This is a genomic window from Sulfurovum lithotrophicum (assembly GCF_000987835.1).
Taxonomy (GTDB): domain Bacteria; phylum Campylobacterota; class Campylobacteria; order Campylobacterales; family Sulfurovaceae; genus Sulfurovum; species Sulfurovum lithotrophicum.
In genome coordinates this window covers 1694150-1714316 of sequence record NZ_CP011308.1, presented here as the reverse complement: position 1 = coordinate 1714316, position 20167 = coordinate 1694150, and the positions used below count along the sequence as shown (strand labels likewise).

The window sequence follows — 20167 nt, the reverse complement described above, 5'->3', positions numbered from 1 at the left end:
TTGCTAAGTGCAAACTTACAAGATGTATTTCTTAAAGTTGTAATTACCAAAAACAACATTCGATAGGCTCTTAACAATACTAAGCTTCTCAAGCTTTCCATAAGCAAAGAGAATTAAGTACACAAATCAGTGTATTTACTTCTCTTAGTGGTGGGGCTAGAGGGAGGGTCATACCCAGCTCCATTCCGAACCTGGAAGTCAAGCCTCCCATCGCCGATAATACTGCAGGCTACGTCTGTGGGAATGTAGGTCGCTGCCACTTTGAGTTATAACTAACTTCTACTCTTTACAATAATTATAAAATCACTTATTTTTTATTCAAACATTCACACATAACACTTAATTAAACTTTTAATCTATGTCAAACTGCTCACTATTCATGTTAGTGGTGCGATGAAACGGCACCCTACGGCTTCCTAATAACCAATACACCAATAACCAATAACAGCGTTAGCCTTCCCTACATCAACTTTTCGCTAAAATACCTTAATTTATTATTTACAGGATACTGCTATGTCTAAAAAAATCGCATCTGCCAGAATTTCAGAGAAGAGTTCCAAACTTCTTCAGGATCTCAACAACTCACTCCCTTTTGACAAAGTACTCTACAGAGAGGATATTGAGGGGTCACGTGCACACGCTTTCATGCTCAGTGAACAGGGGATCATCTCCAGGGAAGATCAGGAAAAGATCGATGCAGGATTGCAGGATATACTTGCCGATATAGAGTCAGGTCAGTTTAAACTTGAGGGTAATGATGAAGACATTCATATGGCGATAGAGGGTGAACTTACACGACGTATAGGTGATGCTGGGAAGCGTCTGCATACAGCTAGAAGCCGTAATGATCAGGTGGCACTGGATTTCAGACTTTATGTTCAGCGGAATACCAAAACCATTGCAGAACTGCTTTTGAAAAATATTGAAACGTTTGTAAATGTGGCTGAGGAAAATGCGGAAACAATGCTGCCGGGCATGACACATCTACAGCATGCACAGCCGATTAATTTCGGTTATCATATGATGGCTTATGCCAGTATGTTCAAACGTGACTATGAGCGTTTTATGAGCTCTTATGAGCGCAATAACTATTCACCAATTGGGTGTGCAGCGTTGGCTGGCACACCACACCCCATTAATCGTCAGACTACATCTGATAAGTTGGGATTTAATGCGCCCACGCTTAACTGTCTGGACACAGTGAGTGACCGTGATTTTGCACTCGAAATACTCTTTAACATTTCCACTATGATGATGCATATGAGCCGTTTGAGTGAAGAGCTCATCTTATGGTCTGCCGCAGAGTTCAAATGGGTGACACTTAGTGACCGTCATGCGACAGGCTCCTCCATCATGCCGCAAAAGAAAAATCCGGATATCCCTGAACTCCTCAGGGGGAAAACAGGACGTGTCAACGGTAATCTTGTAGCACTGCTTACAGTCATGAAAGGCCTTCCTCTTGCCTACAACAAAGATATGCAGGAGGATAAAGAGGGTGTGTTTGACTCTGTAAGAACAGCTATTCTTTCACTACAGGTACTCGAAGAGATGATTTCCGATATGACGGTGAACAAAGAAGCTATGGAACGTGCCTGTATGGTGGGTCACCTTTCTGCAACTGACCTTGCAGACTACCTTGTCAAAGAACAGGGACTTCCATTCCGTGATGCCTACCATATTACCGGTAATGTGGTGAATCTTGCTGAAGAGAAGGGACTTGATATCTCTGAACTTTCTTTGGAAGATTTGCAAAGTATTGATGAACGCATTGCTGAAGATGTAGTAGCTCTCCTTGATAACCGTGCTTCAATGAATGCCCGTCAGTCTGAGGGTGGTACGGCTACGGTGAGGACTTTGGAGCAGATAGAGGACCTGAAGAAATGGCTTGAAAAACAAGAGGAAAAATGATAAACATATTGCTTCGGGTACAGGAAGTATTAAAATGGATGATGGTTTTGGTGGAGTGTGCTGTTCGTAGGGTGTGCTTTAGCACACCACATGTTTAGCTGGTGCCGTGAATTGCACCTGGTTTGGAATTTAGATACTTTTATGCGGGTCTTCGTGAGAATGGTCCCAAACAAGTTTTGCTCCGCCAAGCATATGGAAATGCAGATGGTTTACCTCCTGTCCTCCATCAGCTCCGTTATTGGTGATCAGTCTGTATCCGGATTGGTCAATACCGACTTTTGTTGCGACTTCCTGGATAAATGGTGTCATATCGGCCATCATTTCGGGTGACACAACCTGAAAACAGTCCACATGCTGTTTTGGGATGATAAGTATATGAACCGGCGCCTTGGGGTAAAGGTCATGAAATGCCAGAAAATGGTCACTCTCATGCACGGTATTGTTCGGTATTTCTCCATTGACGATCTTGCAGAATATGCACATGGTATTATCCTTTTTAAATTAATTATTGATTTTTATATTGTGGATTATATCATAGAAAAATCGCAATAAACCCCACTATTAGTTACTTTTGGATAAAATCACGGCAATTATTATGCGATAAATGGAGCATTATGGAGAATTTGGAAGCAAAGATACTTGAGGCAGATTCGCTTGAAGCATTGGAAAAAGTACGTATAGAACTGTTCGGTAAAAAAGGGCTGCTTGCAGCACAGTTTGCCAAGATGAAAGATATCCCCGGGCCGGAGAAGAAAGCCTTTGCAGAAGGCTTGAACAAGCAAAAAGCAGCACTTCAGGAAGCGTTCGATGCACGATATGAAGTGCTGAAGACCGAAGAAATAGAAAAAATGCTCAAGAGTGAAGCGATCGATATTTCCCTGTATGGAGCAGTGGCACAAAAGGGTGCACTGCATCCGGTCATGGAGACGATGGACAAGATCATTGACTACTTTGTGGCATTGAACTTTGCAGTCGAGACCGGGCCGATGGTCGAAGATGATTTCCATAACTTTGAAGCTTTGAACCTCCCCAAATACCACCCGGCAAGAGATATGCAGGATACGTTCTACTTTAAAGACAGTGGGCTGTTGAGAACACACACTTCACCCGTGCAGATCAGAACGATGCTGGAGACCAAACCTCCCATCAGGATGATCGCTCCGGGTTCTGTTTTCAGACGTGACTATGACCTGACACATACGCCGATGTTCCATCAGGTCGAAGGACTTGTGGTCGACGAAAAGGGTAAAGTGAGTTTTGCAAATCTCAAAGCGATACTGACCGACTTTTTACAGTATATGTTTGGAGATGTCGAGGTACGTTTCAGACCGAGCTTCTTCCCGTTTACCGAGCCTTCTGCGGAAGTAGATATCAGCTGTATTTTCTGTGAAGGCAAGGGGTGTCGTGTCTGTTCACACACTGGATGGCTGGAAGTACTTGGTTGTGGGATCGTCGATCCCAATGTCTTCAAAGCGGTAGGCTATGAAGATGTAAGCGGTTATGCCTTTGGACTGGGCGTAGAACGTTTTGCGATGTTGATGCATAAGATACCGGACCTTAGAAGTCTGTTCGAGGGAGATATTCGTTTGTTGGAGCAGTTTAGATGATAGTAACAAGAAGTTGGTTAAATGAATTTATAGATCTGAGCGAGGTTAGCAACGATACCCTTTATGAAACGTTCAATGCCATTGGACTGGAAGTCGACAGTATCGACCAGGTAGAGATCGACCCCAAAGTTGTGGTAGGGAAGATCATTTCCTGTGAGAAACATCCGGACGCAGACAAGTTGAATGTCTGTCAGATCGATGTGGGGGGCAGGGTCGAGCAGATCGTCTGTGGAGCAGCCAATGTGCTTGATGCAGAGTATGTGGCTGTGGCGACCATCGGTGCCGTGCTGCCGGGTAATTTTGAGATCAAAGATGCAGAACTTCGCGGTGTGAAGAGTGCCGGTATGGTCTGTGCCTCTTCTGAACTCGGATTGCCTGAAATGGGCAAAGGGATCATGATACTCGATGAGAGCATCGGGGAGCTTGAAGTAGGGAAAGCGCTTGGTGAATACCCAACCGTTGCCGATACGGTCATAGAGCTTGAACTCACGGCCAACAGAGGCGACTGTCTTAGTATCTATGGTGTGGCAAGAGATCTCAGTGCAGCGCTCAATATAGAGATGAAACCGTTCGAGTACAAGCAGGCTGAGAGAATGAAGCTTGGTATCGCCAGAGATGCAGAGTTACATACTGAAGGTGAAATAGATGCCGATCTGCGCTATAAGCTGGCAAGCATAGAATATATTGATGACGCCCTCCTGATCCGACTTCGTTTGGCAATGGTCAATGTGGAAGCAGAAGGCAAACTGGACAGAATACTTGCCTATGCCACCCATACGACAGGAGTGATTCTGCGTGCGTATGACTGTGTGCCACTCTGCAATGAAGATGACAAGATCGTGGTGAGTCCCAGAGCCAAAGCTAAAGGTATCATAGAGATATCTGCCCATGAGAAAATATTAAGTATCGTCGGTGTGAATCAGGTAGAGGATCATAAAGCAACGGACAATACAGCAAAACTATTGATCGAAGCAAGTTACATTGATCCTGATCTTTTGGTTGAAGCCGTAGCTGAACATCAATTAAAAACAGATGAGCTTTACTATAAGACATCCAGAGGGTCCAATCCCGATCTTGGTCTTGGTCTGCAGTTCCTGGCTTACCTGATGGATAACTACAGCGATATAAACTGCTATGAAGGCTCGCTTGATGTACGTGTGGAACGTCAGAACAAGAAGATCATTGTGGATTCCGGGGAAGTATCATCCATTATCGGTATGGATGTGGAGATGAACAAGATTGTTACTATCCTGAAAAAGCTGGGGTTTGAGATTACGATGATGGACCATGAACATGTGGCTGTGACTGTACCATTGTTCAGACATGATATCAGGAATATTCAGGATATTACTGAAGAGATTGTTCGTATCATTGGCATTAACAATATTGAAGCCAAACCGTTTGTTTTTGCAGAGAAGAGACGTCTGAATGCCACTTCAGATCGTTTCAAAGCCAAGAAAAGTATTAAAAATCGTGCCGTAGGAAATGGTTTCTATGAGAATGTTTCTTATGTCTTTACTGAAAGAGCAGTATTGGAAAAATACGGCTTTGAAACAGTGGAGACAGCGCTTGACCTTGCCAATCCGATTGCGGAAGAGCTTAATACGCTTAGAAGTACGATTCTGACAAACCTGCTAAATGCTGTCAAGCGTAATGTCAGTTATACCAAAAAGTCTATTCCACTTTTTGAGATCGGTACGGTATTCGGGAGTCAAAGAGAAGAGTCCGAGGTGCTCTCCTTTGTCTTTTCCGGGCAGATAGAAGGGGAAAATGTAAGTAATGCGGGTAAACCGAAAATGGTGGATTTCGCTTCCTTCACACAGAAGATCGGTGCTGTGGTCGGTGACTTTGATCTGGTACCCTGTACCAGGAATAATGCACTACTCCATCCTTACCAGTCTGCCGATATTATTGTGAACGGCAAAGTATGCGGATATATGAGCAAACTGCATCCGACGGTACAGGAGGAGTACGGGATTCCTGTAACATTCATTGCAGAGCTTTCTTTGGATGCCCTGTTGCCAAAACATATCAATGCAACACCTATTTCAAAATTCCAGGGAGTCTATAAAGATCTCAGTATCGTAATAGACAAATCTCTCTCATACTATGAAGTGGCCAAAGTACTGAACGGATTGGATATTCCGACACTTAAAGAGAGCTACCCGGTGGATATTTATGAAGATGAAAAACTGGGGAACAAAAAAAGTCTGACTATCAGGTTCTTCATCCAGTCCATGGAAAAAACACTCGAAGACAGCGATATAGAAGCCGTGATGGCAGAAGTGATGCAGGCACTCGAGACCAACTGCAATGCGGAGTTGAGATAGCATGAAGATACAGCTTGCATCGAGTTACGGTTTCTGTTTCGGGGTGAAGCGCGCCATCAAGATCGCTGAAGAGCATCAGGGAAGCAAGACCTACGGACCGCTTATCCATAACAAAGACGAGATTAACCGCCTCAAAGAAGGGTTTGATATCGGACTGGCCGAAAAACTCGATGATGTGACACCGGAAGATTCCGTGGTTATCCGTACACATGGTATCCCCAAAGATGAACTTTCCCAGCTTAAAGCACAGGAGAACCCGATCATTGATGCGACCTGTCCCTATGTGACGACACCCCAGAATATCGTTGCAAATATGAGTGAAAAAGGTTACAGTATTGTCATTTTCGGTGACAAAGAGCACCCTGAGATCAAAGGTGTTGTCTCTTATGCAAAAGACCTTCGCAACGCTTTCATCGTCAGGCATGAAGATGAACTTGAAGGGCTTCCTATCCTTTCAAAAGTAGCAGTGGTAGCGCAAACTACCCGAAAGCCGGAAGATTTTCTAAAGATCGTCAATGCGCTGATCCTCAACCATAAAGAGGTACGTGTCTTCAATACGATCTGCAATGCGACATTCGAAAACCAGGATGCAGCGGCAGAGCTTGCCAGGGATGCAGATGTCATGATCGTGATAGGAGGGAAACACTCTTCCAATACCAAACAGCTGCACTCTATCTGCAAAAGTTACTGTGATGACAGCTACCTGGTAGAGAATGAATCGGAACTGGATCCCCAATGGTTCGGGGGGAAGAAGCTTTGCGGTATTTCGGCGGGTGCTTCAACACCGGACTGGATCGTTCAAAACGTTATTGATAAAATCGAAGCATTAAAGTAAGCAGAGCAGCATGAACAGCATCACACTCAAGCCGATCAGATACATCGAAGGAGAAGTAAATCTTCCCGGCTCCAAAAGTCTCTCCAACAGAGCGCTGCTGATCGCGGCACTGGCAGAAGGAACAACCAGGATCACCAATCTGCTTGAGAGTGACGATACCCGGCATATGCTCAATGCGCTTAAACTTCTGGGTGTGGAATATACACTTTCGGAAGACAGAACGGAATGTACCGTGGTTGGAAACGGCGGCCCCTTTCATACGAAAAAACCTCTGGAACTCTTTTTGGGAAATGCCGGAACAGCCATGCGCCCGCTATGTGCTGCTTTGACGCTGGGAAGCGGAACCTATGTGCTTACCGGAGAACTGCGTATGAAAGAGCGGCCTATAGGCCATCTGGTGGATGCACTTAGAGAAGCAGGGGCGAAGATCACTTACCTTGAGAATGAAGGGTATCCGCCGTTGAAGATCGAAGCTGACGGACTCAAAGGCGGAGAGGTCAGGATAGACGGTTCGATCTCGAGCCAGTTTTTGACGGCACTCCTGATGGCTGCACCGATGGCTCGGGGAGACATGCAGATTGATATCGTGGGCGAACTTGTATCCAAACCCTACATCGACATAACATTGCATATCATGAAGCAGTTCGGTGTGGAGGTTCGTAATGAGAATTATGAACGTTTCTTTATTAAAGGTGGACAAACCTACCAGGCGCTTGAAACTTTCATGGTCGAAGGAGATGCCTCTTCGGCTTCCTATTTCCTGGCGGCAGCGGCCATTAAGGGCGGGACGGTCAAAGTGACAGGTATAGGGAAAGCATCTATACAGGGAGATGTCGCTTTTGCAGATGTACTTGAGAAGATGGGTGCCAAAGTAGAATGGGGAGATGACTATGTCTCCGTCAGTAGGGGAGAGCTCAATGCGGTCAATATGGATTTCAACCATATCCCCGATGCGGCGATGACCATTGCGACCACGGCACTGTTCGCCGAAGGGACGACTACCCTGCGTAACATCTACAATTGGCGTGTCAAAGAGACGGACAGGCTCCATGCCATGGCAACGGAATTGCGTAAAGTAGGTGCGGAAGTGGAAGAGGGTGAGGATTATCTCACCATTACCCCTCCTGTGCAGCTCAAGCATGCCTCCATCGATACCTATGATGATCATCGCATGGCGATGTGTTTTTCACTACTCGCACTTGACCCGGTCTCCGTGACAATCAACGAACCTGAATGTACGGCTAAGACTTTCCCAACCTATTTTGAGGTATTTGAGAGTATTTCCCGTTATTAATGGTGTAGGTCGGGGTAGCCTTACCCCGACAATTTAGATTTTAAATACAAATAAACATTTTTTACCATTTAATGTCGGGACGAGGGCACCCCGACCTACGGTACCTAAAATTTGTTTCCATCCTAAGCATTCTGATAAAAAATTTAGATATAATATCGCAAAATTTGTGTACACATAAGGATAGGTATGAAGTTCGAAGATATCGAAATAGAAGATGTAGATTTTGAGGCGATGCTTGAGGAATCGTTTAAAAAATCAGAATCAAGAAGTGATTTGGTAACCGGTACGGTCGTTAAGATCGATGAGAAAGACAATTTGGCTGTAGTGGATATCGGTGGCGGTAGAGATGCAAACCTAGCACTCGACGAGATCAAAGATGAAGAGGGAAATATTCTCTTTAATGTCGGTGACAACATTGATGTATTGAACATGGGTAGGGGACGTATCTCTTACAAAGCGGCACTCGGAAGAGCGGCATTGAACGAGTTCATCTCTGAGTATGACGAAGAGCAGGAATATATCATCGAAGGTGTTGTGACCAAGAAGAACAAAGGCGGATACGTCGTTGAGGTGGATGGTCTTGAATTCTTCATGCCACGCACACTTTCATACCTTTCTTCGAAGCCAGGTTTTGAAGCTATTGGCAAAAAAGTCAAAGCAGTTATCGTAAAAGTCGATAAAGACAAAGGGTCAGTTGTTGTTTCAAGAAAAGAACTTATCGAAAGAGATAAGGCGAAAACAGATGAGATCGTTGGAGAACTTCTAGAGAATAAAGAGCCTGTCGTAGGTACGATCAAAAAGATTACATCTTACGGTATGTTTGTAGATGTGGGTGGAATGGACGGTCTTGTTCACTATTCACAGATCTCCCATAAAGGTCCGGTCAATCCTTCCAAATATTTCCAGGAAGGTGACGAGGTCAATGTCATTGCACTTGAATATGATAAGAAAAAAAGACATCTTTCTCTTTCTATCAAAGATGCCAATCCTGATCCTTGGGCAGATATCGATTCTATCATCGGTGTAGGCGATACAGTAACAGCAACAGTTTCCAACATTGAGCCTTACGGTGTATTCGTTGATCTTGGTGAAGATCTTGAAGCGTTCCTTCATGTATCTGAAATTTCTTGGGATAAAAATGTCAAGCACCCCAAAGATTATCTGACAAACGGCGAAGAGATCAATGTTGAAGTGATCGAAGTTGACAAAGAAGGCAGAAGACTCAGAGTAAGCCTCAAGAGCCTTCTTCCTAAACCTATGGATGCATTTGTACAGCAGTACAGAGTCGGTGATGTCGTCAAAGGTAAAGTCACTTCCATTACAGATTTTGGTGCTTTTGTAAAAGTAGGTTCGGTAGAAGGTCTTCTTCATAACCAGGAGATATCATGGGATAAGAGCAAGAATGCCAAGTCTGAACTTGCAGTCGGTGACGAAGTTGAAGTGAAGATCATTAAGATCGACAAAGATGCAGGGAAAATTTCTCTGAGCAAAAAAGCGCTTGAAGATTCTCCGATCAAAGCATTTGCACAGACGCACAAGAACGGTTCTATCGTAACCGGTACTGTCAAGGACAAAAAAGATTTCGGTGTATTTATCGCACTTGACGACAATGTCGATGCACTGATCAGAACGGAAGACCTCCACCCGCTTAAATTCGACGAGATCGAAAAAGGCCAGGAGATCAAAGGTGTGATCTCTTTCATCGACGAGAACAATGACAGGATCAGAGTATCCGTCAAGAGACTTGAGCGACAGGAAGAGAGAGAAGCGATGGAACAACTCAATCTTAACCAGGATGATAGCATGACACTCGGCGATGCTTTCGGTGACAAGTTCAAAAAATAATCGAATAAAAACGGTGTATGCATCTTCTGCATGCACTATCTTCATAGATACACTTAAACACAACCCAAATTAAAAGGTTTTCAGATGTCAAAAAAAACAATTGTTGTTTGTGACCATATTCACCAAAGCGGTTTGGATATACTTGCGAACGATAGCGAGATTGAACTTATCAATGCAGCGGATGAACCCAAAGACAAACTCATTGCGGAGATCATCCCACTGGCGGATGTTGCCATTACGCGTTCATCTACAGATGTAGATGCGGCTTTTCTTGAATCAGCCAAAAAGATCACTGCCATTGTACGTGCGGGTGTAGGTGTGGACAATGTAGATATACCCGGTTCAAGCAAGCAGGGTATCGTAGTCATGAACGTACCTACAGCCAATACGATCGCTGCGGTCGAGCTGACTTTGGCACACATGCTTTCCTGTGTCAGACAATTTCCCTATGCGCACAATAATCTTAAGCTGGACCGTGTCTGGAGAAGACAGGACTGGTACGGTACAGAGCTGAAAGACAAAAAACTGGGTATCATCGGTTTTGGTAACATCGGTTCGCGTGTGGGTAAAAGAGCCAAAGCTTTTGAGATGGATGTACTGGCATATGACCCGTATATCGATCCTAGCAAAGCAACCGATCTTGATATCGGATATACCAAGAATTTTGAAGATATTCTTGCTTGCGACATCATTACGATCCATACACCGAAAACTGAAGAGACCATTGGTATGATCAGTAAGGATGAGATCGCCAAAATGAAAGATGGTGTGATCCTCATCAACTGTGCACGTGGCGGGTTATACAATGAAGAAGCACTTCTTGAAGGCTTGAAATCAGGTAAGATCGCCATGGCAGGTATCGATGTTTTCAACAAAGAGCCGGCTACAGATCATCCTCTATTGGATCTTGATAATGTAACGGTGACACCTCACCTTGGTGCCAATACAAAAGAGTCTCAGCGTAACATTGCCATTCAGGCAGCGGAAAATGCGATTGCGGCGGCAAAAGGTATTGCCTATCCGAATGCACTGAACCTTCCGATCAAAGAAAATGAATTGCCGGACTTTGTACGTCCGTACCTTGAACTGATCCAGAAAATGGGGCATCTCTCTTCACAGGTGACAAAATCTGCAGTCAAGTCTATCAAAGTGACTGCCAAAGGCCCGGTATCGGATTATCTTGCCTCTATGCAGACATTCGCTACCGTAGGTGTACTGACCGAATCGCTTGCAGATCAGGTGAATTACGTGAATGCCGAATTTGTTGCCAAAGAGCGTGGCATCGAACTTGCCAATGAAGTGCTGCCTAACACCAGTGGTTTCACGAACAAAGTGAAGATCAAGCTTACTACGGCTGACAGTACGATCATGATCGCGGGAACTGTTTTTGACGATACTGTACAGCGCATTATCGAGATTGATGACTATATTCTGGATGTTGAACCAAAAGGGACGATGATCTTCTTTAGAAATACGGACACTCCGGGTGTGATCGGTGACGTAGGCCGTATTCTTGCAGAAAATGGTCTGAACATTTCTGACTTCAGACTGGGACGGGACAAGAAACAGCAGGCACTTGCCGTGGTCCGTGTTGACGGTCAGGTTTCCAAAGATGTACTCGATGCGCTCTCTGCGCTTGAGGCATGCATCAGTGTAAGTCACGCAACGCTTTAACAAACTACAGGCATTTGCCTGTAGTTTGTCAACTGAATTTTTTACTTTAACTCTTTATTCATATTCCATTCAAACAAATTGATGAAAAAGATAGTTATTCTTCATTATTTTAAATTAATTCTGATATAATTCGCGCGAATACTACAAAAAAAGCACAATAATGCTACATCTTGTGCTATAATAAACGATTATATTGAGGAGATACAATGATGATGAAAAGAGTGATACTTTTATTATCTCTTTCTTTACCGCTTGTTGCGGGAGTAAAGAACCTGCCACTTCGCGAGGCATTGGATATGGTGAAGCATGATAACCTGGAAGTAAAGGTCGCACGTTTCAATGAACAGATGCAGGCTATGGAAGTAAAGGTGGCAGAAGGTATGAACTACGGTTCTCTTGATGTCACTCTTTCAGGAATGCGCTCCAACGATGCTTTGAATGTTTTTGGTTTTAAGCTGATGGACAGGGAAGCGACATTTGGAGATTTTGGTTTCAGCCAATTCCTTGAACCGATAGGAAATGCATTAATGGCTGCGAATAACGGGCAATTGACACCGCAAATGCTTCAAGGTATGAGCAGTATATTGGAAATTCAGCCACATGACCTGAATTATCCCGGCGCCAGAAACAACTACCAGACAAAACTCTCCTATATGCTACCTATCTATACCGGCGGTAAACTGACAGAGTATAAACATATCATGGAATCAATGTACCGTATGAGCAAATACGATACGCAAAAACTCTTGAATGTTAAAATATATGAAGTAAAAAAAGCTTTTTACGATATTTCTCTGGTGGAACGTTATATTACCAATCTCTCCAAGATCAGGAAGAACATTAATACACTCGAAGATGTGATTAGGAATATGCAGAAGGAAGGCTATGCCAAAGAGATGGATCTGCTTGAAGTACAGGCGAGAAAAGCCGAGGCTGATAGTATGTATAACCAGGCAAAACTTAACAGAGATCTTGCTTACCAGTTTCTTTCTTTCCTGCTTAATAGAGATATAAGTTCCATTCATAAGGTCAGTGCCAGAGCACCAATGCCACATGTGGACAAGCATACGCTTGAATTAAACAATATCGATATTCAAAAAGCCAAGCTTGGATTACAGATTTCTGAAATGGCAGTTAAAGTGGAAAAGTCAAGTTTTTTACCGACGGTGGGTGGTTTTGCAGAGTATGGAAGTGCAGACAATACGCTCTTTAACGATTTTACCGGAAAAGATTCCTATACTTTCGGTGTTCAGGCAAAATGGAACATCTTCAACGGCGGGCAGGACGATGCCAGACTTGAGAAAGCGAAACTCAAACGTCTGCAGGTGCGTGACCAGGTCGAGTTGGCTAAAAAAGGGATCGTACTTAAGGCAAAAAAACTCAAAACAGAGATATTGAGTGCAGATGCGGATATCAAGAGCTATAAGAAACAGCTACAGTTTGCCAAAAGAGTCTATGAAAACTATAGGACACGCTATGAAGAAGGACTTGCTTCTATTACAGATGTGCTGATCCAGCAGTCCAAACAGCTTGAATCACTCTTAAAACTCTTAACGGTGGTCAACAAGAGAAATACCAAAATATTCGAACTTGAAAGTATTATAAACAAAGGAGGAGATGTATGAAAAAGATCATTACACTAATGGCAGCTGCCCTACTGACAACGCTGAGTGCAGTAGAAATTGACTTGAGCGGATCGGTTGTATCTGATAACCAGAAGATGATGACAAGCCGTTATATGGGTTATATTAAAAACATGGCGGTATCGGAAGGTGATATCGTAAAAAAAGGGCAATTGCTTTACGAGATCGACTCCAAAGAGATCGAAGCAGCGGAAAGACAGGTTGATCTTGCGATCTCACAGGCAAGACTGGCACTGCAGATGAACAAAAACCAATATAACAACGTTATACTCAACTTAGCGAGACACAAAAGACTTTATGAGAAGAAGATGGTTTCCAAATATGAGTTGGAAACTCTTCAACTGGCAGCAAAGAACCTTAAAGATATGGTAACTATATCCCAGGAGCAGGTCAACCAGGCCTTGGCAAAAAAAGAAGAAGTGCTTAATCAGTATAATTACCTGAAGATCACCGCTCCCAATGACGGTGTTATTGTTGCAAAAAAGATCAATGAGGGGGAGATGGCCATTCCCGGAATGCCTGCTGTGGTTCTGACAGACCTAAGTCGTCTCAAGATCGTTGCGGAGATCTCTGAAACACAGTTACCCCATATTAGTCTGGGTAAAAAAGTCGAAGTGGAAATACCATCTCTGGCGTTGAAAACGACAGGAAAGATCTCGTCTATCATACCGAGTTCCAATCCTATGACACACAAATTCAAGATCAAGATAGAGTTTGACCACAAAGGCAAGTCGGTTTATCCCGGCATGTATGCCAAAATCATTATCAGGTAAAGTAATATGGCTGAAAAAAATGAATATCAGGTAACGGACTATGCCGGGAAGCTTGCAAAAGGATTTTTACGCAATCCTTTGACCGCGGTACTGGGTGTATTTTTGCTCCTTATGGGATATTTGGCACTCAATATCATGCCAAGAGAGGAAGATCCACAGATCGCAATTTCCGGTGGTGGGGTTGTCGTAGCGATGCCCGGAGCAACGCCTCGTGAGATCGAGAATATCATTATCAATCCCCTGGAGCGTAAACTGCGTGAGGTCAAAGGTATTGAGCATATTTACGGACAGGCATTTAATAACTATGGGGTCGTCAGTGTTATGTACTATATCGGTGAGAACCGTGAAGATTCTAACCTAAAACTCTATGACAAGGTCATGCAGAACATGGACCTGATGCCAAAAGGGGTCATGCAACCTTTGATCAAACCGTTTGATATCGACATCGATATTCCTATTGTCACTGTGGCATTCTACCCAAAAAAAGGGAGTAATGTTGATGATGTTAAACTCTTTGAAATGGTGAGAAAAATACAGCAGAAGATCAATGCCGTGGATAATGTGGCTAAAACAACCCTGAAGGGTGCCAGAAAGGCGCAATACAACATCGAGGTGGATATGAGCAAACTCTCCGCCTATCACCTTTCGATGGGGCAGATCATGAAGGCGGTACAGTCCGTTGCTGTGGATGTTCCCGATGTCAAAGGACGTACTAAAAATAATGAGCTGGTGATCTTCGGTGTCAAAAATGCTATAGAGAATGTTCAGGATGTCGGTTCTGTTATAGTGGCACAGTACATGGGGTCACCGATTTATCTCAGGGACGTTGCCAAAGTAACCGAAGGTATGGACATACAGAACTTTAAAACAGCGACAGTGCGTTTTAAGGAAGATGCCAATGCGACCAAACTCGGCGAAGAGAGAAACCAGGTGACGCTTACTGTGGCAAAACTTGCCGGGACCAATGCGGTCTTCGTTGCCGAAGATGTACTCGAAGTCCTGAAGGAACATGAAAAAGAATTCGCCAAAGAGGGGATAGGTTACATTATTACACGAAACTATGGTGAACGTGCGAATGAAGCGGTTAACGAGTTGATGAATCACCTGATCATCACCATTGTCATCATCGCTTTGATGCTGGTATTTGCTTTGGGATGGAAAGAGTCTCTGATCGTTACCTTTACCGTGCCGGCTATTTTGGCTATCACACTTTTCGTAGCCTATCTCTCCGGACAGACGATCAACAGGATCACCCTCTTTGCCTTCCTGCTCTCGCTGGGACTACTGGTGGATGCGGCGATCATTGTGATCGAAAATATCCACAGGCACCTGCATGCACATGATGTTGATGAGAAAGAGATGGATCAGCTGTTGATCGAAGCGACTGATGAGATCGGTGCACCTACAAACGTTGCGACACTTGCGATCATTCTGACGATGGTACCGATGGCATTTGTCGGGGGCATGATGGGATCGTTCATGAAGCCTATCCCCTATAATGTACCGGTGGCATTGATCGCTTCACTTTTTGTGGCGTATATCTTTACACCGTATTTGAGTTTGAAACTGTTGAAAAAACCGGTACATAAGCACCATCATCATAAAAAAGATAAAAAGAACAAGGAGGTCAAGTAATGAAAGGTTTGGAAAAATTCATTTACGGCATCCTTAGCAGTAAAAGCAAGAAGATGCTGGTCATTGTATTGACAGCAGCGGCTTTCTTCCTCTCTTTGATGATGTTTCCCACCAAAATGGTGCTGGCAAAAATGCTTCCCGGAAAAAGCGACAATACCTTCTCTGTCTATGTGGATACACCGACGGGATCTTCCATAGAACAGACAGACAAGGTCAACCAGTGTGTCATCGATATACTTAAAGATGAAAAAGAGATCATGAACCTTGAGCTCTTCCGCGGGCAGGGTATACCACTTGATTATGCGGGACTTGTCAAAGGTGCAGCGATGAAAAGTACGGAGAATGTTTCAGAAATTTCTGTCAATCTTACGGACAAACATACGAGAGCAGAACCCTCTTTTCTCATGACACAGAGACTTAGACCCATCGTTAAAAAGAAATGTCTGCCTCTGGTCAAGGGAACCAACATCAAATTCGTTGAACAGCCTGCCGGACCTCCGACACTGGCTTCTATTGTACTTGAAGTGCATGGTGAGAACCTGAAGAAAGTCCGTGACATTTCTGTACGTGTTGCAAATATTTTTGCAAAAACCGAAGGTCTTGTCGATATTGACGTGATGATGGACGATATTTTTGATAAATTTGAACTGATTCCAGACAAAGAAAAGGTGGCCAGAAGCGGATTGAGCGTTGAACAGGTAAACAACATTCTTTATCTGGCATTCGAGGGGATGGTCATAGCACACAAGAACTCAAAAGACGTGCCTGACCAGATACCGATATTCCTCATATTACAAAAAGAGAGTAAAACACTGAATGGACGTAATGAAAATGAATTGCGAAGCAAACTTTCTTCTTTGAACCTGATGAACATGAAAGGGATGATGGTACCACTCAGTGAAGTGGTGACGATCAGGAAGGTAAAATCGAGTCCGATGATTATGCACAAAGACCTTTCCCGTATGGTCAATGTTGTTGCCGAAACGGACATGGTCTCTCAGGTCTATCCGCTGCTTGATGCAAGAGAGAAAATGATAGAAGCATTCTCCAAAGATTATGAGATCGAGAAGGCCGGATTTACAACCTATATGTTCGATCTTTACCTGACGGATAAAAAGACCGGAGAAAAGTTCCTGCTTCGCTGGGACGGTGAGATGAAAGTGACACTTGATACCTTCAGGGATCTTGGTGGTGCGTTCATCGCTGCATTGGTACTGATCTTCCTGCTATTGGTGATCTACTATAAGAGCTTTGCCATTTCGGGTATTATCCTGCTTGGATCGTTCCTCTCTCTTATTGGTGTGATCGTAGGGCACTGGGTGGCCAACTTCTTTACGAGTGAGACCTTCTTCCTGACAGCGACCTCGCTGATCGGCTTTATCGCCCTGATGGGTATCAGTTCGAGGAACTCACTGCTTCTGATCGACTTTGCCAAGTCGCTGATGGAATATCACGGTATGGACAAGAAAGAGGCAATTGCCACTGCAACGGCGACCAGAGCGAAACCAATCGCACTGACCGCTGTTGCGATCATCCTTGGTTCGGCACTGCTTGCTTCCGACCCTGTCTTTGGCGGTCTGGGTGTCGCACTGATCTCTGGTACGGTAGCGGCGGTCTTTGTATCGCTGATCTTCGTACCGGTACTGATGCACAATTCAAAAGCGATGGATTTCCATCTTGATGAACACGGTAAACGCAAAGACAGTATTTCTATTACAAAATAACAAACCTTCTTTCTGTGTCGGAGAGTGTTTTTACTCACTCTCCGGTGCTGTCCATTACCCTTTTACCAACTCTTTGCTATAATCACTCAATTTATTTTTAAGGATATATCATGGCAACAATCGGAATGGGTGATATCAAAAAAGGCGTAAGACTTGAACTGGACGGCAACCCGTATAAAGTAACTGAATTCCAACACGTTAAGCCGGGTAAAGGCGCGGCGTTCGTACGTGTCAAGATCAAGAACCTCAAAACAGGTAAGGTGATCGAAAAAACTGTACATGCGGGTGATAAATTTGAAGTGCCTGAACTCGAACAGAAGACAATGCAGTATCTTTACGATGATGGCGAGATGCTTCAGTTTATGGATACGACCACGTTTGACCAGATCGGCCTGACACATGAGCAGGTAGGTAAAGAGACATTCGAATTTATGATAGACGGTATGGAAGCGGATATTTTGTTCCATAACGGTGAAGCGATTTCTGTCGAGATCCCTCAGACAGTGGTACTCAAGATCGTTGAGACACCGCCTAACTTCAAAGGTGACTCACAGGGCGGCAAGAAGCCTGCCACACTCGAGAGCGGTGCGGTAGTTCAGGTACCTTTCCATGTACTTGAAGGAGAAATGATCAAGGTGGATACGGTTGAAGGGAAGTACCTGGAGAAAGCCAAATAATATTTATATTTGACGGGTGACTTTACTCGCCCGTTCCAATCTTACTTTACCTCTGCTTTTTACTTAGAATCAAAGAGTAAAATGTTCAACGCAATACGTTGAACATTCATATTTCTACTTAAACACTTTCCCGCAATCTCTGATGATCGCGCCCGGTACGGTTGCAATGGTCATGAACTCTGACATTTGAAGCAGCGGGTACATGACAGAGATATAATACTTCGGTTCCATGATCTTGGCTTCACCGTTCTCTATGAGGACAGGGTAAGGAAGCAGGGCGGCATTGTTCGTACCGATACGTCCGATGAATTTACCGGTACGTCTGCCAAGTGCTACGCCGATCAGGGTCGCACCGTTATCCAGTTTCTGTACGAAGAGTACTTTCTTGTTGTTCTTGATTTTGGAAAGCAGATTGTCCCCTCTTGCTACCACGACCATATCCTGGTATTTTGGCATGCCGTGCATGAACTGGTAGTTTGGAAGCAGCTGGAACTTCAGTTTGTCTTTGGAATTCAGCAGATTTTCGAAGTTATCTGTGATCTTCTTGAGTGTTGCTTTGGCTGCCTTGTCATCATACTGATCCTGCATGAATGCCTTGGCCATGTATATCGGGTTGGTAATACTGATATGGTTATCTTTTTTGTCGACAAGCAGACGCAGTGAAGCCGCGAAACCACGGTTCTTTTTGCCGGCCATTTTTCTCAGCCCTTTGTCTGTAAAGACGATGGAGACCAGATTTCCTTTTTTATCAAGTGTTGTTTCTCCCAAAATGGTGAAACCGGCTTTTTTGAGTCGTTTTTCAGCTTCTTTAACATCAATGTATTTACCTCTGATATAGGCAGGTACCCTGCCGTGAACTACTTCACCTATATCCGTTGCCGTATTTTTCGCTTTCCCTTTAGCTATTCTTTGTTCCGGGGGAATGTAATTCGGAGGCATACGTTTGGAAAATTTTATTGAGCGGTCCAGTATCTTCTGTTGTGTATGGAACGTTTTTATCTTAACTGGTTTTACAGGCTTTGGCGGTATCGGAAGTGTGATCTCAACTGTCTTATTACTTGTTGGGATATTGATGGTTTTCTTCGTCTCTGTAGTCGCGACTGCTTTTGCTTTTGTTTCTTCTTTTTTAGCTGATGGTTTGGCAGGTACTGTCGGTACTTTTCTCTTCTGTGTTACGGCTGGTTTTGCAATCGGTTTTGGTGAACCGATCAGTGGATTGACATTCGGAGTGGCCTTCATTCCCAGGGAAGTGAGAAGTTCAGGTATCTCCCTGTCAAGCTTCTCTACAAGTTTGACTCTTTTTTCATCGGTGATACCAAGACTGTCGGTCCAGTTATGCAGTCTGTACATACCCACAATGAGTTTGTTGCTCCCTTTGGGAATGAACATATACATGGTACAGGGTGCGAAGAGTCCTGCAAGCGGCTTTGCATTTTCAGTATCGAACATATTGTAGGAGAATTCAAGGTGACAGAGGGAATAGGTCCAGAAAGCATCGTAGTCTTTCAGGACTTCCGTGGCATCGGGTGTGCTCTCCATGAAGTTATGATAGCCGGCTATGAGATATTCTTTCTTGATAAAGGCATCTTCGAATTTGCCTTGAAACTCATCCATGAAGTCTTCAATATCGTCTACGGGTTCGAAGGTGTATTCGTAAGTCAGCATTGTCTGCTTTGGCAGTTTTTTCAGCGGCAGATAGCTTTTCTTGCCTCCCAGTTCCTTTTCGACCATTGCATCGAGCGAGGCAAAGCTGGCCGTGAAAGTATCCCGGATCTTTTGATCTTTGATGCCAAGGATATCCAGCATCACTTTGGGAGAGAGATGCCCCACCTGTGTGAAATCTTCATCCAGCTTCTTGGCAATGAGCATATTGAAAGGGCCGAAACCGGAAATGCGGGGATCGATGTTGAGCAGGGGAAGCATCATTTTGTCATTGACAACGGGCATGAAGCTCAGTACATCCAGAACGGTCGAACCATATTTCTTTTTGTATTGGTCATTGACCCTTTTGTGCGGGTCGGTGAGGTTGAATCCTATGGTCTTTAGTTTCTCTTCCATCATGGCATTGTATTTCTTCTCGGCATCGCCTTTGATCGTATAGATCACTGCAAGTGAATCGTCATTTTTGGTATTAGCAGAAAAAAGAGAGAGAGGGATGATGAACAGCAGGCTTAGAATGAAGAACTTTTTAAAAAGCGACATAGGCATATCCTTAGAATAAT

14 protein-coding genes and 1 rRNA gene are annotated in these 20167 nt (G+C 44.1%); 13 read left to right on the top strand and 2 right to left on the bottom strand.

Annotation, left to right across the window (positions count from 1 at the left end; genetic code table 11):
* The first annotated feature begins 146 nt into the window (after nt 1–146).
* Together rrf and argH are read left to right on the top strand one after the other, a co-directional pair.
* Nucleotides 147–262 (top strand): 5S ribosomal RNA (gene rrf / locus YH65_RS08415).
* Between the two features lie 251 nt (nt 263–513).
* The gene (argH, locus tag YH65_RS08410) at nt 514–1908 is read left to right on the top strand and encodes an argininosuccinate lyase (RefSeq protein ID WP_046551482.1); all 1395 of its coding nucleotides are present in this window, start codon (nt 514–516) and stop codon (nt 1906–1908) included.
* A 129-nt stretch (nt 1909–2037) separates the two neighbouring features.
* Here argH and YH65_RS08405 read toward each other — a convergent pair whose 3' ends face one another.
* On the bottom strand, nt 2038–2391 hold the full coding sequence (locus YH65_RS08405; RefSeq protein ID WP_046551481.1) for a histidine triad nucleotide-binding protein: 354 nt from the start codon (nt 2389–2391) through the stop codon (nt 2038–2040).
* 131 nt (nt 2392–2522) lie between these two features.
* Between YH65_RS08405 and pheS the strand changes: the two genes are divergently transcribed.
* From pheS to efp, 11 genes are all read left to right on the top strand, one after another.
* Entirely contained in the window at nt 2523–3515 is a 993-nt protein-coding gene (gene pheS / locus YH65_RS08400) for a phenylalanine--tRNA ligase subunit alpha (RefSeq protein WP_046551480.1), read from the top strand.
* The gene (gene pheT / locus YH65_RS08395) at nt 3512–5845 is read left to right on the top strand and encodes a phenylalanine--tRNA ligase subunit beta (protein WP_046551479.1); all 2334 of its coding nucleotides are present in this window, start codon (nt 3512–3514) and stop codon (nt 5843–5845) included. The genes pheS and pheT overlap by 4 nt, the downstream gene beginning before the upstream one ends.
* A gap of 1 nt (nt 5846) precedes the next feature.
* Nucleotides 5847–6680, top strand: a complete 834-nt coding sequence (locus tag YH65_RS08390; protein ID WP_046551478.1) for a 4-hydroxy-3-methylbut-2-enyl diphosphate reductase — start codon at nt 5847–5849, stop codon at nt 6678–6680.
* A gap of 10 nt (nt 6681–6690) precedes the next feature.
* Entirely contained in the window at nt 6691–7974 is a 1284-nt protein-coding gene (gene aroA / locus YH65_RS08385) for a 3-phosphoshikimate 1-carboxyvinyltransferase (protein ID WP_046551477.1), read from the top strand.
* Nucleotides 7975–8160: 186 nt separating this feature from the next.
* Nucleotides 8161–9819, top strand: coding sequence for a 30S ribosomal protein S1 (locus tag YH65_RS08380; protein ID WP_046551476.1), 1659 nt, complete (start codon nt 8161–8163; stop codon nt 9817–9819).
* A gap of 84 nt (nt 9820–9903) precedes the next feature.
* Entirely contained in the window at nt 9904–11493 is a 1590-nt protein-coding gene (gene serA, locus YH65_RS08375; RefSeq protein WP_046551475.1) for a phosphoglycerate dehydrogenase, read from the top strand.
* A gap of 206 nt (nt 11494–11699) precedes the next feature.
* Entirely contained in the window at nt 11700–13118 is a 1419-nt protein-coding gene (locus YH65_RS08370; protein WP_052746159.1) for a TolC family protein, read from the top strand.
* Complete coding sequence (locus YH65_RS08365) at nt 13115–13909, top strand: efflux RND transporter periplasmic adaptor subunit (protein WP_046551474.1); 795 nt, start codon at nt 13115–13117, stop codon at nt 13907–13909. Before YH65_RS08370 ends, YH65_RS08365 begins: the two co-directional genes overlap by 4 nt.
* A gap of 6 nt (nt 13910–13915) precedes the next feature.
* Complete coding sequence (locus tag YH65_RS11735; protein ID WP_046551473.1) at nt 13916–15544, top strand: efflux RND transporter permease subunit; 1629 nt, start codon at nt 13916–13918, stop codon at nt 15542–15544.
* Entirely contained in the window at nt 15544–17268 is a 1725-nt protein-coding gene (locus YH65_RS11730; RefSeq protein WP_052746158.1) for an efflux RND transporter permease subunit, read from the top strand. Before YH65_RS11735 ends, YH65_RS11730 begins: the two co-directional genes overlap by 1 nt.
* Nucleotides 17269–17378: 110 nt before the next feature.
* Nucleotides 17379–17945: an elongation factor P gene (gene efp, locus YH65_RS08350; RefSeq protein ID WP_046551472.1), complete on the top strand. Its 567-nt coding sequence runs from the start codon at nt 17379–17381 to the stop codon at nt 17943–17945.
* A 114-nt stretch (nt 17946–18059) separates the two neighbouring features.
* On the opposite strand, the gene YH65_RS11315 is transcribed toward efp, so the two are convergent.
* Nucleotides 18060–20147, bottom strand: coding sequence for a hypothetical protein (locus YH65_RS11315; RefSeq protein ID WP_052746157.1), 2088 nt, complete (start codon nt 20145–20147; stop codon nt 18060–18062).
* Nucleotides 20148–20167: the final 20 nt, after the last annotated feature.

Bases quoted from the DNA above. Each gene is read 5' to 3' on its own strand.
- argH (WP_046551482.1), top strand. From the start codon at position 514: ATGTCTAAAAAAATCGCATCTGCCAGAATTTCAGAGAAGAGTTCCAAA.
- YH65_RS08405 (WP_046551481.1), bottom strand. From the start codon at position 2,391: ATGTGCATATTCTGCAAGATCGTCAATGGAGAAATACCGAACAATACC.
- pheS (WP_046551480.1), top strand. From the start codon at position 2,523: ATGGAGAATTTGGAAGCAAAGATACTTGAGGCAGATTCGCTTGAAGCA.
- pheT (WP_046551479.1), top strand. From the start codon at position 3,512: ATGATAGTAACAAGAAGTTGGTTAAATGAATTTATAGATCTGAGCGAG.
- YH65_RS08390 (WP_046551478.1), top strand. From the start codon at position 5,847: ATGAAGATACAGCTTGCATCGAGTTACGGTTTCTGTTTCGGGGTGAAG.
- aroA (WP_046551477.1), top strand. From the start codon at position 6,691: ATGAACAGCATCACACTCAAGCCGATCAGATACATCGAAGGAGAAGTA.
- YH65_RS08380 (WP_046551476.1), top strand. From the start codon at position 8,161: ATGAAGTTCGAAGATATCGAAATAGAAGATGTAGATTTTGAGGCGATG.
- serA (WP_046551475.1), top strand. From the start codon at position 9,904: ATGTCAAAAAAAACAATTGTTGTTTGTGACCATATTCACCAAAGCGGT.
- YH65_RS08370 (WP_052746159.1), top strand. From the start codon at position 11,700: ATGATGATGAAAAGAGTGATACTTTTATTATCTCTTTCTTTACCGCTT.
- YH65_RS08365 (WP_046551474.1), top strand. From the start codon at position 13,115: ATGAAAAAGATCATTACACTAATGGCAGCTGCCCTACTGACAACGCTG.
- YH65_RS11735 (WP_046551473.1), top strand. From the start codon at position 13,916: ATGGCTGAAAAAAATGAATATCAGGTAACGGACTATGCCGGGAAGCTT.
- YH65_RS11730 (WP_052746158.1), top strand. From the start codon at position 15,544: ATGAAAGGTTTGGAAAAATTCATTTACGGCATCCTTAGCAGTAAAAGC.
- efp (WP_046551472.1), top strand. From the start codon at position 17,379: ATGGCAACAATCGGAATGGGTGATATCAAAAAAGGCGTAAGACTTGAA.
- YH65_RS11315 (WP_052746157.1), bottom strand. From the start codon at position 20,147: ATGTCGCTTTTTAAAAAGTTCTTCATTCTAAGCCTGCTGTTCATCATC.